Source organism: Streptomyces venezuelae, from assembly GCF_008642295.1.
GTDB lineage: Bacteria > Actinomycetota > Actinomycetes > Streptomycetales > Streptomycetaceae > Streptomyces > Streptomyces venezuelae_C.
Genome location: NZ_CP029190.1, coordinates 1,585,317 through 1,597,626, shown reverse-complemented (window position 1 = coordinate 1,597,626; position 12,310 = coordinate 1,585,317). Strand labels below are relative to the sequence as shown.

Here is a 12,310-nt window from a genome sequence, read left to right as displayed (position 1 = left end):
CCGCCCTACACCTGGACGAGGTCGGACTCGACGACGGAGGAGAGGTCCGCGGGCGAGGGGTAGGCGAAGACCAGTGCGACCGGTACCTCCACGCCCAGGGTCTCCTCCAGCCGTGCGGTGATCCGGAAGGCGGACAGCGAGTCGCCGCCCCACTCGTAGAAGTCGCTGTTCTCGTCGAGTTCCGCGACCCCGAGGGTCTCCCGGTAGATGCTCACCACGAGGTCGGTGAGGGCGGGTCCGGTGAGCTGCGCGGTGCTGGTCATGACGGGTTCCTCCGGTTGAGGTCGCACGGATGTGCGGATGATGGTGGACGGGTCGCGGTCGTACGCGGTCGGGTGCGGCCGTACGCGGTCGGATGCGTCGTACGTGTCGTACGTGTCGTACGCGGTCGTGGTCAGGAGGCGCCGGCGCCGGCGCCCGCGGTGCGCGGTCCGGCGGCGAGGGCGGCGTGCAGTGCCGCGGTGGTGTTGCCGCCGGAGACGATGGCGACGGCCCGGCCGCCGTCCCGCCCCGCGCGCAACGCCCCGGCCAGCGCAACGGCTCCGCTGGGCTCGGCCTCGACACCCCGGCGGCGCAGCAGCGCCACCGCGGCGAGGATCTCGGAGTCGGAGACCGCGATCAGGGCGTCGACCCGGTCGCGGATGATCGGGTACGGCACGGCCCCGGGCTGCTGGCCGCGCAGCCCGTCGGCGACGGTGTCCCCGGGCGGTACCCGTACCGGCCGGCCCGCGGCCAGGGAGCGGGCGTAGCGGTCGGTGCCGGCGGGCTCGACCCCCACCACCCGGACCGGGTGGTTCCGGGCGGCCAGGCAGACCCCGGCCAGCAGGCCGCCCCCGCCGGCCGGCACGTACACGGTCTCGGTGTCGGGCGCGTCGGCCAGGATCTCCCGGCCCACCGTGCCCTGGCCGGCGACCACGAGCTCGTGGTCGGAGGAGGGCACCAGCACCGCGCCGGTGTCCTGCGCCAGCTCCCGGGCCCGGCCGTCCCGTTCGGCGGCCCCGCCCGGCACGCTGACGGTGTGGCCGCCGAGCGCCCGGATCAGGGAGATCTTGGCGGGGCTCGCCCCGCCCGCGAGGACCACGGTCACCCGGATCCCCAGCGGGGCGGCCAGCCGGGCCAGCGCGATCCCGTGGTTGCCGGAGGAGCCGGTGACGATCTCCCGGGCGCCCAGCGCCAGGACCGCGTTTGCGGCCCCGCGCATCTTGAACGAGCCGCTGTGCTGGAGGTGTTCGGCCTTGAGCAACAGCCCCCAGCCGTTGCGCCGCCGGCCGGGCGCGGGCAGTCCCGGCAGCAGCGGGGTGTGCCGGACCTGACCGGTGATGCGTTCGGCCGCGGCGTCCACATCGGCCGGTCCCAGGGTGGCGAGGGCGGCGGTCATGACCCTCCTCCCGTCCCGGCCAGGGCCCGCCGGTCCGCTTTTCCGCTGCGGGTGGTGGGCAGCCGGTCCAGCCGGACGAACCGGCGCGGCATCAGGTGCGGGGGCAGAGTGGTGGCGAGGTGGGCGCGGAGTGCGGGATCGGGAGTGTCCGCCAGGTCGCCGGTGACGTGGGCGAGCAGGAACACCCGGCCCTGGTCGTCGGTGCCGGCGGTGACCACCGCCCCGGTGACCCCGGGATGGGCCAGCAGGGCGCCCTCCACCTCGGCCGGGTCCACCCGGTAGCCGCGGATCTTCACCTGCCGGTCGCCGCGGCCCAGGTATTCCAGCCCGTCCGGCCCGCTCCGGGCCAGGTCCCCGGTCCGGTACAGCCGGGCGCCCGGCGGCCCGAGCGGGTCGGGCACGAACCGCTCGGCGGTCCGGGCCGCCAGCCCGCGGTAGCCGCGGGCCACCCCGGCCCCGCCGAGGTAGACCTCCCCGGTCTCCCCGTCCGGCACCGGTGCCAGGGCCGCGTCGAGGAGCCGTACGACCACCCCGTCGATCGGGGTGCCGACCAGGTCCGCCGTGATGTCAGGGTCGGCCGGGACGGCGTACCGGGTCGAGGTCATGGTGCACTCGGTCGGTCCGTACTGGTTGACCAGCGCGGCACTGCCCAGCAGGGCCCGCCCGCCGGCGGCCAGGAAGGGACGCAGGGACTCCCCGCTGGACACCACCAGCCGCAGTCCGGACAGCAGCCCGGCCGCATGCGACTGCCCGGCCAGGAAGGACAGGAAGGACGGGGTCACGCTCAGCAGCGTGTTCACCCCGTGGGCGCGCACGGCGGCCCCGAACTCCGCGGGCCGCAGCAGGGCCGACCGCGGTACGAGGACCAGCCGGCCGCCCGCCAGCAGCGGGGCGAAGGTGTCCCGTACGGAGGCGTCGTAGCCGGGCGGGGCGATCTGCAGGGCCACCGTGTCCGGCCCCAGAGCGTAGTCGCGGGCCACGCAGCGCAGGTAGTTGTCCACCGAGCGGTGCTCGACCAGGACGGCGCTGGGCTCCCCGGTGCTGCCGGAGGTGTGGCTGACATAGGCGAGGCTCCGCCCGTCCACCTCGGCCGACTCCGCCGGCGGGCCCGCCGGTTCGCCGGCCACCGGTTCGGCGTCCACCGGTTCGCCGGCCACCGGTTCGGGCCCGGGCGGCCGGTCCAGCAGCACCGGCCGCCCGGGCACCGGCAGCCGCTCCAGCTGCCCGGCCAGCGCCGAGGTGGTCAGCAGCAGGTCCGCCCCGCCGCTGCGGACCAGCGCGGCCAGCCGGGCCGGCGGCTGCTCCACGTCCAGGACCAGGAAGGCCGCCCCGGACCGCACCACCGCCGCGGTGGCCACCACCGCGTCCGCGCCGCGCCCCACGGCCACCACGCAGACCGTCTCCGGCCGGGCGCCCCGGGCCCGCAGCACCTCGGCCAACGCCTCGATGCGGGCGGCCAGTTCGCCGTACGTCAGTTCGCCGTCCGGGGTGGTCAGGGCCACCCGGCCGGGGGTGAGGGCGGCATGCGCCGCGATCTCGTCGACGAAGGTGCGCATCACGCCTCCCCGGAGCCCTGGCCGACAGCAGCCACGGTGTCGACGGCCGTCTGGTCCACGGCGACGAACCGGAGCTCCGAGGTGAAGGTGTTCCCCTCGTCGTCGGTCAGCCACGCCTGCTCCGGAGTGGGCAGCATCTCGCTGATCTTCAGCCGGGCCTCCGGGTCCTTGCGGGCCAGCCTGCGCGCGGCCTTGGCGAGGATGGTGACGTACACCGGACTGTCGAAGTCCACGTAGAACGGCCGGGGTTCGGTCGGGGACACCACGAACACATAGCGGGGCAGCTCGCGTCCGGCCTGCCAGTGCCGGGCCCGGACGTACCGCTTTGCCTCCGACTTCTCCTCCGCGAAGCCGAGTTCGGCCACCGGCACCGACCAGGTCTCGCGGGCCACCACCATCTTGTCGATGGTGATCCGCGGGGTGTGCTCGCCGTCCGGGCGGAGCGTGAACCGGTCCATGACCCGCTGGGTGAGCGTGTTGGCGTATACGTCCAGCAGGTCGAACGCGGCGCCGTCCGGCAGCACCGCCACCAGGGCGCCGTCCCGGTCCTCCACCACCACGTCCGCGCCGGGCAGGGTGCGCGGCCGGTACGGATCGCCGGTGTCGTCGATCACGGCGACGTAGTAGTCCTCGGGCCGGTCCAGGGAGGGCCGGCTGCGCGCCGACCACTTCAGCGGCAGCTCCTTGGGCAGCTGAGGCAGCAGCCGGGGCCCGGGGAAGTCGCGGTCGACCTCGGCGATCAGCTCGTTCCGGTCGGGGTGCTGGTGTACGAACAGGGAGGCGCCCATGGTGTTCAGCGCGGAGTGCATCTCACCGAGCACCAGCTCGAACTCGCCGCGGGCCACCGCCTCCCGGTCCTCGGCCACCACCAGAACGTCCGGGCTGAAGTACCGGGCCAGCGACCAGCCGGCACCCGGCTCCTCGAATTCCGCCCGCACCCGCTCGGCGATCTCGGCCGAGCTGCGGCGGACGCTGCGCGCGCCTTCCGGAACGGCCAGGATCGCCGCCCACTTGGCCCGCAGTTCGTCCTGTACGGCGTCGATGATGGGGCCGGCCTGCGGATGCGGGGACGGCAGGGTGGCCATCCACATCGACCCCAGGTCCACCGGCCCGTCGTCGGCGTTCGCGGCGAGCCGCTCGTACGCCTCCCGGATGCCTGCGCCGATCCGCTCGGCCACCCGGTTGGTCATCCAGCGGGCCGCGGTCAGGCACAGGTCGAGCGGGGTCAGCTCGTCGAGGAGGGCGGTGCCGAGGGTGGCCGTTGCGGCGCGCCGGGCGTCGGAGTACACCAGGCCGCGGCAGGGCGCGGTCCTGGCCCCCTTGGAGCGCTGGGCGTCGGTGGCGGTCAGTGCGGCGAAATCCGCCTCCAGCGCGCCGATCGCCGAGGTCAGCGCGTCGGCGTCCAGTCCGGCCGCCTGGACCGCGGCGCGCCCCCGCTCCAGTACGGCCAGCTTTTCCAGCGCGGGTTCGCGCACGGCCGGGTCGCCGATCCGGTCCAGGATGGCCCGCAGCTCGCGCTCGGGGTGGGTGGCGGACGGCACGTCCAGCCGCCAGTGCACCCACCGCTTGGCGACCAGGGCCGTCACCGTCTCGGCGGTCTCGGCCACGGTCAGACCGGCCGCGTCGGCGATCGCCGCCACCGGCCGGGTCCCGTCACAGAGTTCCAGTACGGTCCGGGCGGTCGTACCGATCTCCTGCGGCGGCCGGCCCGGCATCCGGACCGTGCCGTCCGCCGCGACCCGTACGAAGGAGACCCGGCGCGGCGGGATCCAGGCGAGCAGGGCGGGGTCGGCGCCCAGCGATTTGGCGAGCGCGTCGACGGCCCAGGAGGCGAAGTACACCCGGGAGTCGGCGAGGAACCCGGTGCCGGGGCTGCCGGGGTCCACGGCGATCCCGCGGGTGGCGAGGTCCCAGCGGCCCCAGCCGACGGGGCCGAAGAAGCCGATGGTGTCGTTCTTCACGCAGAACCGCTGCCAGTAGTGGGCGACGAGCTCCTCGCGCTGGCGCGGCATGCTGCTGCGGCTCGCGGCGGTCGGCGTCCAGTTGAGGAACGGCGCGATACCGGTGCGCAGTACGGCCGGGTTCTGCCAGGCCACCGCGGCGCGGAAGCGCGGCGAGGCGGCGATCTCCTGGAGCAGGCGGGCGGTGCGTACGGCACCCGTGTCGAAGGCCTCGAGGAAGGCCTCCCACTCCGGTCCGGAGAGCGGATCGGCGGGTCCGAACTTGTCGGCGGCGGACGCCAGATCCGGCGGGGCCATGCGCAGCACCCCCTCGGCCGGGAAGCCGGGTCCGCGCAGGGCGAAGTGCTCCCACAGGCGCCACCCCCCGCTGGGCAACTGCACGTTCTGGGGGCCGTGCGGGCTGTGCGGGGCTTCCGGCAGCTGCGGCAGCTGCGGCGTCTCCGTCATGACGAACTCCTTCCGGGCTGGCTGCCCCGAACACTGCCGGGGGGCGGTGCCGGGCGGACAGGGAAGGAGCGGCAGCGTCTTCCGCCGGTCCTGCTGCGCGTTTGTCCCTATGGCCGGCCCGGCCGGCGGGGCACGCTGGGCCTGTCGACCGAGCGAGCGAGTGAGTGCGGGAGGAACCGAAACGATGAGCACGAACAACGCGGACAGCGAGACCGGGCGCTACCGGGTCGTCCACAACGAGGAGGAGCAGTTCTCGATCTGGCGGACGGACCGGGAGCTGCCGGCCGGATGGCATGCGGAGGGCACCGAGGGAACCCGGCAGGAATGCCTGGACCACATCGCCCGGGTGTGGACGGACATGCGCCCGCGCAGCCTGCGCCGGCGGATGGCGGGCGCGAGCGTCTGACGGCGACCGGGAAGACGGACGGGCGAGCCGGACGGGCGGCGGGACGGACGGGCGAGCCGGACGGGCGAGCCGGACCCGACAGGGCCCAGGCTCCCCTGCCCGGTGCCGGGGCGAGCCGTTGGCCGGGCGTACGACCGCAGGTCATGGCATGGCCAACGGCCCGTACGCCGGGCGCGCTCTCCTTGGGGCGCCCCTCGCCGCCGCCCCGATACCCGCAGAGGTCGCCACCATGGCAGAAGTCAATCGTCGCCGGTTCTTGCAGATGGCGGGCGGTACCGCCGCCTTCGCCGCGCTCTCCGGGAGCATCGCCCGGGCTGCCGCCATCCCGGCGCAGGGCAGTACCGGCACCATCCAGGACGTGGAGCACATCGTCGTCCTGATGCAGGAGAACCGTTCCTTCGACCACTACTTCGGCACCATGAAGGGCGTACGCGGCTTCGGCGACCCGCGCCCGGTTCTCCTCGACAACGGCAAGCCCGTCTTCCACCAGTCCAGCGGCACCAAGGACATCCTCCCGTTCCACCCGGACGCGGAGGACCTCGGCATGCAGTTCCTGACGGGCCTCAATCACGACTGGGCCGGCGGCCAGAAGGCCTACAACAACGGCAAGTACGACAAGTGGGTGCCGGCGAAGACCGCCAACACCATGGCGTACATGACCCGCCAGGACATGCCCTTCCACTTCGCCCTGGCGGACGCCTTCACCGTCTGCGACGCCTACCACTGCAGCTTCATCGGCGCCACCGACCCCAACCGCTACTACATGTGGACGGGTTACACGGGCAACGACGGCACCGGCGGCGGCCCGGTCATGGGCAACCAGGAACTGGGCTACGGCTGGACCACCTACCCCGAGCGCCTGGAGGCCGCAGGCATCTCCTGGAAGGTCTACCAGGACATCGGCGACGGGCTGAACGCGGCCGGCCACTGGGGCTGGATCAACGATGCCTTCCGCGGCAACTACGGCGACAACTCCCTCCTCTACTTCAACTCCTTCCGCAACGCCCAGCCGGGCAGCCCGCTCTACGAGAAGGCCCGCACCGGCACCAACGCCAAGGCGGGCGAGGGCCTGTTCGACAGGCTCCGCGCCGACGTCACGGCCGGCACCCTGCCGAAGGTCTCCTGGATCGCCGCGCCCGAGGCGTTCAGCGAGCACTCCAACTGGCCGGTGAACTTCGGCGCCTGGTACATCTCCCAGGTCCTGGACGCGCTCACGGCCAACCCCGACGTCTGGGCCAAGACGGCCTTCTTCATCACCTACGACGAGAACGACGGCTTCTTCGACCACGTCGTGCCGCCGTACCCGCCGGCCTCGGCGGCCTGGGGCCTCTCGACGGCCGATGTCACCGGGGACCTGTACAAGGGCACTGTGTCCGGCTACGCCGCCGGCCCGTACGGCCTCGGCCCCCGGGTCCCGATGATCGTCGTCTCGCCGTGGAGCAAGGGAGGTTTCGTCTGCTCCGAAACCTTCGACCACACCTCGATCATCCGCTTCATGGAACAGCGCTTCGGCGTCGCCGAGCCCCACATATCGCCGTGGCGCCGCGCGGTCTGCGGCGACCTGACCTCGGCCTTCGACTTCAGCCGGGCCGACACCACCCCCGCCGCCCTGCCCGGCACCTCCGGATACCTCCCGCCGGACCACGACCGGCACCCGTCCTACGTCCCCACCCCGCCCGCCACCGGCACCCTCCCGCGCCAGGAGGCCGGCTCGAAGCCCTCCCGGGCCCTGGGCTACGCCCCGTACGTGGACGGCACCCGCACCACCTCCACCGGCAAGTTCACCCTCACCTTCTCCTCCGGGCCGGCCCTCGGAGCCCACTTCCACATCACCTCGGGCAACCGCACGGACGGCCCCTGGCCCTACACGGTCGAGGCGGGGAAGACCCTCTCGGACACCTGGAGCACCAGCAGCTCCACCGGCAACCAGATCAACCTGACCGTCTGGGGCCCGAACGGCTTCCTGCGCACCTTCCGCGGCCCGACGAAGAAGACCGGCCCCGAGGTCACGGCCCGCCATGACGCCACCACCGGCAACCTCGTGCTCACCCTGAAGAACGGCGGCACCACCGCCGTCAACCTGAAAATCACCAACGCCTACGGCGGCACATCCCCGACCCTCCGCGTCGGCGCCGGCTCGACCACCACCCACACGGTCGACCTCCGCACCACCGCCCGCTGGTACGACGTCACGGTCGTCTCCGACCTCGACGCCACCTTCCTCCGCCGCTTCGCGGGCCACGTGGAAACGGGCGCCCCGGGCATCTCGGACCCAGCAATCAAGACGCTCTAACACCCCCCGCACCGCCGCCGCCGGGGCAGTCACCTCCCCAGCGGCGGCGGTGTGTGTCAGTACAGCCCCGGGCCACAGAGGCATCCACCGCCCGAACAGGACGACGGCCCCTGTCTCTCCGCTCCCGCCCGCCGAGAGGCAGGATGTGCGGATGGCGATGAGCGAGACTGAACTGCTGGCCCTCCTGCGCGAACTCGATGACCCCGAACGGCTGGAACGGTCGCTGCACTACGACCGTGCGGCGACCGGCCTCAAGTTCGGCGGGCTGGTGCGCCAGCTCGAAGCGGACTTCGGGGTCCCGTGCGAGTCCGAGCGGGACACCCAGGAATCCAGCGAGTACGGGCGCGTCCGTATCCCCGCGGAAGCGACGGTCTGCGGGACGCGGATCGTGGTCTGCGTGAGCAAATTCGGCTCCCTCGCCGAGGTCTGCGCCGACAATCCGGGGGCCTTCCTCGGCACGGAGGAGGCCCACGAGGAGGGGGCGCTGGACCTCGGGGACCTGGCTACCGTGGAGCGGGCGCTGGCCGACCTGGGCTATGTGAGCGTCCCCGAAGAACTGCTGGAGAGCGACTACAAGGGCCCCAGCGCGCTGGAGCACTTCACCGCACGGCCCACCTGGTGGACACGGTTCTTCGGCCTTTTGTGATCCACCCGCCCGACGGGCATCCTCGGGCGGCACGGGGGACCGCGCGGTGGGGCGGGTCAGCGGGGCCAGATTTCGGCCAGGTCGGAGCGGATTTCGTTGAGCTTGTGCCAGGGCGGGCTTTTTCCGGCCAATTCCGAACCGACAACCGACCGTACGTTGAAGAAGTGCACCGAGTCGATGCCGAAGCCGTCCAGGAACACCATGGCACAGCCGTCGATGTCGTCCCGCACGCTCGCGTGAGCTCTGTCCCGGGCGGACCGGGATTCGTTCAGCTCGCTCAGTGCGGCCACCAGCAGAAGGGCCTCGGCCGCCTCGTCCACGTTCTGGATCAAGGGCATGGACTCCAGGCACTCGTCCGCGTACTGCGCCGAGCGGGCCGGGAGTTCGGGGTCCTCGACGTCCCAGGACTGGAAGATGTCCACCGTGCGGATCCTCAGCCCGACGACGTGTGAAAGCCGCAGTTTGTCGTGCAGGGTGCGTAGGAGGCTGGTCGGGCGTTGGGCGAGGTAGTCGAAGGTGAACCTGGTTTCCTGCCTCGGGCGGTCGGGCGGCGTCGCGGCGTTCGCGACCTTCGGCACGCCGCCGGCCTGCGCGAGCGCAGCGGACCGGAGTTCAAGGAAGGGTTCCGGGGATGTCCTGAGAGCCTTCGCCAGGGAGACGAGCGTCGGTTCGCTGGGGATGGCGGCCCCGTTGAGGGCCTGGCTCGCCGTGGTCCTCCCCAGACTGGCGCGGAGCGCCAGCCCCGCCATGCTGAGTCCTCGCTCCACGCGAAGGCGGCGAAGCCGGCGCTTCAACACGGCCAGGGCTTCTCCCTCACCCGGCCCCTGCGCCGGGAGGGCGGACATGCTCTCGCTCATCAGCATCCCGCTTCCGGTTCAGTCGGATTCTTGTTCCAGGTGCGGCTCTTGAACCCTACGGGCTTCCCGTCCCGGGTGGCCATGATCAGAGAGCAGCCGTCAGCCGCCGGTCACCGCGGCGAGGGCGGCGGTGAGTGCGGCGGCCAGGCCGAGGGTGGCTGCGAAGGCCGCCCCCGCCCGGGACAGCGCCGCAGGGTAGGTGGCCCGGTCCCGGCGGGCGAGACAGCCGGCAGCGGCGCCGGCCAGCACGGCCGTCATCAAGGCCACCGCAATGGACAACAGGACCAGGGCAGTTCGGACGGATGCGGAAGTCATTCGGTCATCCCTTCGGCACGAGAGCGCGGGCTTGGGCTCGGTGACATGCGTCCACTGTTGGGCCCGTCGCGTTCAGGTCCGTTCGTCCGTACCGATCCGTACCGATCCGATCCTCCGCCCTACGGCGTGTGGAGGCGGGAGACCAGCCATTGCAGGGCCGGTTTGGTTTCGCGGCCCCAGGTTTCGTAGTTGTGGCCGCCCGTGGGGAGGATGATCGAGGAGACGCGGGCCGGCCAGGTGACCGAGTTGATGAACTTCACCGTGTCCGGGTACTGGTGTTCGCCCTTCAGGCTGCTCGCCACCAGCAGGGAGACCGGGGGCTGGGGCACGTGCTTCAGGCGCCAGAGGAGGTCGTTCTCGCGGCGGTACTGGGCGTTGCCGCCGAAGAGGTTGCCCGTCGTCGGGTCCTCGGCCGCCTCGTAGTTGGCCGACAGGCCGGCCGCCGCGCGGTACGAGTCCGGTTTGCGCAGGGCCAGTTTGAGGGCGCAGTAGCCGCCCACCGAGTTGCCCATCACGCCCCAGGCCCGGGGGTCCTCGGTGAGGCCGTAGTGGGAGGCGATCGCCGCCGGGAGGTCGTCCGCGAAGAAGGTCTCCGTCTGGGGGCCCTTCGGGACGTCCACGCATTCCGTGTCCCGGGGCGGGGCCACCGTGGGGGTCAGCATCACCAGCACCGCTGGGCGCATCGCGCCCGACCGGACCCCGTCCAGGGCGTGCTGGGGGTACTTGAACAGGTCGATCAGGACCCGGGTGGTGCTCGGGTACCCGCTCAGGGTCACCGCCACCGGGAAGCGCCTGCGGTCCGCCGCGGAGGCGCGCAGGTACTCCGGGGGCAGGTAGACGTAGGCCGGGGCCGAGATGCCGCTCCGGGCGCCCCGTACCGTCACGGCGTCGATCCGGCCGATCACCGCCGGGTCGGTGGAGTTCAGGTAGCGCCAGGAGTGGGTGCCGTGGACCCGTACGCCGTCCCGCCCCGCCGGGGCGGAGCCCGCGCCGGCCCGGTCGTCGCGGGCCAGGGCCAGCAGATCGCCCCAGGAGGCGTAGAACCCGTACGAGGAGTTCACCGCCAGCAGCAGTGGCACGCCCATGGTCAGGGTGATCGCCAGCTGGAGCCCGATGCGGCCGAGGATGTTCCGGATGCCCGGCCCGGACAGGCGGGGCCAGGACCAGACCGTGACGGCGAACACCGCGCAGGCCACCGCGATCGACAGGGCCAGGGTCGGCCAGGCGCCGATGGACACCGGGTCAGCCCACCGGGCCGCGCGCGGGAGCGGTGCGTACGGGAGCGGTGCGCGAGGGGGTGGTGCGTACGGGTGCGGTGCGTGCGGGAGCGGTGATCGGGGGCCGGATATCGCTCGTCATGGTCCTGATCTTGCCAGGCCCGCGCCGCGGGACCCGGACTCCGGGTCGGGGCGGGCCGCGGAAAAGCCCGTAGGGGGTACGAGGAAAACCTCGTACCCCCTACGGGATCACAGGGTGAGTGACGGGACTCGAACCCGCGGCCACCTGGACCACAACCAGGTGCTCTACCAGCTGAGCTACACCCACCACGAAGGGCGGCGAAACCACCCTCTCGATGTGCACGCACAGCATAGCGGATCAGCGGGGTGCTCCTGCGACGGGTTATCCGGCGACGGAACCCGTCCCGGCCTGCGTATCTGCGGCTCGGCTGGCCGCGCGGGCCACGGCCGCCTCCGCCAGGGCCCGGACCGCCGGGTGCGGGCGGCTGCCGTCCCCGGACAGCTCCGGCTGGAAGAGGGTCGCCAGGAAGAAGGGGTGCCCGGGCAGCTCCGCCATCCGGACCTGGCCGCTCTCGTCGTGTCCGGACAGGCGCAGTCCCCGCGCGGCGAGGGCGGGCAGGTGGTGGGCGTCGGGCCCGTAGTTGCAGTGGTACCGCTCCACGGAGCGCTCCGCGCCCAGCACGCGCTCGGCGAGCGAGCCCGGCTCGGCCCGGACCACGCCCTCGTGCCCCACGAGCGAGCAGGCGAGCGGCGCGATCAGCGGGTCGGTGGCCGCCGGGTCGTTCTCGGCGTGCGCGGCGCCGGCCAGCCCGCAGACGTTGCGGGCGTACTCCAGCAGGGCGTGCTGGAAGCCCCCGCAGGTGCCGAGGAAGGGAATGCCCTGCTCGCGGGCGGTCCGGATGGCGGCGAGCGCCCCGGCCTCGCTGGCGTACGGGCTGCCGGGCAGCACCCACACGGCGTCGAAGCCGGCCAGTGCGCCGGACTCCGCCTCCGCGAGGGCGTCACCGGTGGGGATCCAGTACGCGTCGAGGACGAGACCGTCGCGGGCGGCGAGGGAGTCGAGGAGGTGGGGGATGCGGGTGTGGGAGGCGACGTGCGGGGAGCGGTCGCCGACGAGTGCGATCCGCGCGGCGAGGGCGTGCGTGGTGTGTGCGGTGGTGGTCATGGGGATCATCGTGGGCGGGATGGTGTGTTCACGTCCAACGATGATTCA

The 12,310-nt window shown here is 72.9% G+C and carries 11 protein-coding genes and 1 tRNA gene; 3 read left to right on the top strand and 9 right to left on the bottom strand.

The annotated features are described in order from the left end of the window. Positions 1–5: 5 nt before the first annotated feature. The 4 genes from DEJ50_RS06980 to DEJ50_RS06965 all read right to left on the bottom strand — a co-directional run bounded on the left by DEJ50_RS06980 (position 6) and on the right by DEJ50_RS06965 (position 5,342). On the bottom strand, positions 6–263 hold the full coding sequence (locus DEJ50_RS06980; RefSeq protein ID WP_150206716.1) for an acyl carrier protein: 258 nt from the start codon (positions 261–263) through the stop codon (positions 6–8). 131 nt (positions 264–394) lie between these two features. Then, the gene (locus DEJ50_RS06975) at positions 395–1,378 is read right to left on the bottom strand and encodes a threonine/serine dehydratase (RefSeq protein ID WP_150206715.1); all 984 of its coding nucleotides are present in this window, start codon (positions 1,376–1,378) and stop codon (positions 395–397) included. Beyond that, positions 1,375–2,934 carry an amino acid adenylation domain-containing protein gene (locus tag DEJ50_RS06970; protein WP_150206714.1) on the bottom strand — a complete coding sequence of 520 codons (1,560 nt, stop codon included), beginning with the start codon at positions 2,932–2,934 and terminating at the stop codon, positions 1,375–1,377. Before DEJ50_RS06970 ends, DEJ50_RS06975 begins: the two co-directional genes overlap by 4 nt. Beyond that, the gene (locus tag DEJ50_RS06965; protein ID WP_150206713.1) at positions 2,934–5,342 is read right to left on the bottom strand and encodes a lantibiotic dehydratase; all 2,409 of its coding nucleotides are present in this window, start codon (positions 5,340–5,342) and stop codon (positions 2,934–2,936) included. Before DEJ50_RS06965 ends, DEJ50_RS06970 begins: the two co-directional genes overlap by 1 nt. A gap of 184 nt (positions 5,343–5,526) precedes the next feature. Between DEJ50_RS06965 and DEJ50_RS06960 the strand changes: the two genes are divergently transcribed. The 3 genes from DEJ50_RS06960 (at position 5,527) to DEJ50_RS06950 (ending at position 8,687) form a co-directional block, all read left to right on the top strand. Continuing rightward, positions 5,527–5,748, top strand: coding sequence for an MbtH family protein (locus DEJ50_RS06960; RefSeq protein WP_150206712.1), 222 nt, complete (start codon positions 5,527–5,529; stop codon positions 5,746–5,748). 229 nt (positions 5,749–5,977) lie between these two features. Beyond that, a complete protein-coding gene (locus tag DEJ50_RS06955) occupies positions 5,978–8,041 on the top strand; it encodes a phosphocholine-specific phospholipase C (RefSeq protein WP_150206711.1) in 2,064 nt (687 codons plus the stop codon). Between the two features lie 157 nt (positions 8,042–8,198). Beyond that, entirely contained in the window at positions 8,199–8,687 is a 489-nt protein-coding gene (locus DEJ50_RS06950; protein WP_223837637.1) for a hypothetical protein, read from the top strand. A gap of 56 nt (positions 8,688–8,743) precedes the next feature. On the opposite strand, the gene DEJ50_RS34500 is transcribed toward DEJ50_RS06950, so the two are convergent. From DEJ50_RS34500 to DEJ50_RS06925, 5 genes are all read right to left on the bottom strand, one after another. Then, positions 8,744–9,532 (bottom strand): helix-turn-helix domain-containing protein, encoded by a 789-nt coding sequence (locus tag DEJ50_RS34500; protein ID WP_150211962.1) that lies wholly within the window; start codon positions 9,530–9,532, stop codon positions 8,744–8,746. Between the two features lie 111 nt (positions 9,533–9,643). Beyond that, on the bottom strand, positions 9,644–9,859 hold the full coding sequence (locus tag DEJ50_RS06940; protein WP_150206709.1) for a hypothetical protein: 216 nt from the start codon (positions 9,857–9,859) through the stop codon (positions 9,644–9,646). Positions 9,860–9,978: 119 nt separating this feature from the next. Then, positions 9,979–11,097, bottom strand: coding sequence for an alpha/beta hydrolase (locus DEJ50_RS06935; protein WP_150206708.1), 1,119 nt, complete (start codon positions 11,095–11,097; stop codon positions 9,979–9,981). 234 nt (positions 11,098–11,331) lie between these two features. Continuing rightward, positions 11,332–11,404, bottom strand: a tRNA-His gene (locus DEJ50_RS06930). 75 nt (positions 11,405–11,479) lie between these two features. Beyond that, a complete protein-coding gene (locus tag DEJ50_RS06925) occupies positions 11,480–12,262 on the bottom strand; it encodes a glutamine amidotransferase-related protein (RefSeq protein WP_150206707.1) in 783 nt (260 codons plus the stop codon). Positions 12,263–12,310 lie beyond the last annotated feature (48 nt).

Excerpts from the sequence above, each read along its gene's own strand:
- DEJ50_RS06970 (WP_150206714.1), bottom strand. The coding sequence starts at position 2,934 with ATGCGCACCTTCGTCGACGAGATCGCGGCGCATGCCGCCCTCACCCCC.
- DEJ50_RS06975 (WP_150206715.1), bottom strand. The coding sequence starts at position 1,378 with ATGACCGCCGCCCTCGCCACCCTGGGACCGGCCGATGTGGACGCCGCG.
- DEJ50_RS06940 (WP_150206709.1), bottom strand. The coding sequence starts at position 9,859 with ATGACTTCCGCATCCGTCCGAACTGCCCTGGTCCTGTTGTCCATTGCG.
- DEJ50_RS06950 (WP_223837637.1), top strand. The coding sequence starts at position 8,199 with ATGAGCGAGACTGAACTGCTGGCCCTCCTGCGCGAACTCGATGACCCC.
- DEJ50_RS34500 (WP_150211962.1), bottom strand. The coding sequence starts at position 9,532 with ATGTCCGCCCTCCCGGCGCAGGGGCCGGGTGAGGGAGAAGCCCTGGCC.
- DEJ50_RS06965 (WP_150206713.1), bottom strand. The coding sequence starts at position 5,342 with ATGACGGAGACGCCGCAGCTGCCGCAGCTGCCGGAAGCCCCGCACAGC.
- DEJ50_RS06960 (WP_150206712.1), top strand. The coding sequence starts at position 5,527 with ATGAGCACGAACAACGCGGACAGCGAGACCGGGCGCTACCGGGTCGTC.
- DEJ50_RS06980 (WP_150206716.1), bottom strand. The coding sequence starts at position 263 with ATGACCAGCACCGCGCAGCTCACCGGACCCGCCCTCACCGACCTCGTG.
- DEJ50_RS06925 (WP_150206707.1), bottom strand. The coding sequence starts at position 12,262 with ATGACCACCACCGCACACACCACGCACGCCCTCGCCGCGCGGATCGCA.
- DEJ50_RS06955 (WP_150206711.1), top strand. The coding sequence starts at position 5,978 with ATGGCAGAAGTCAATCGTCGCCGGTTCTTGCAGATGGCGGGCGGTACC.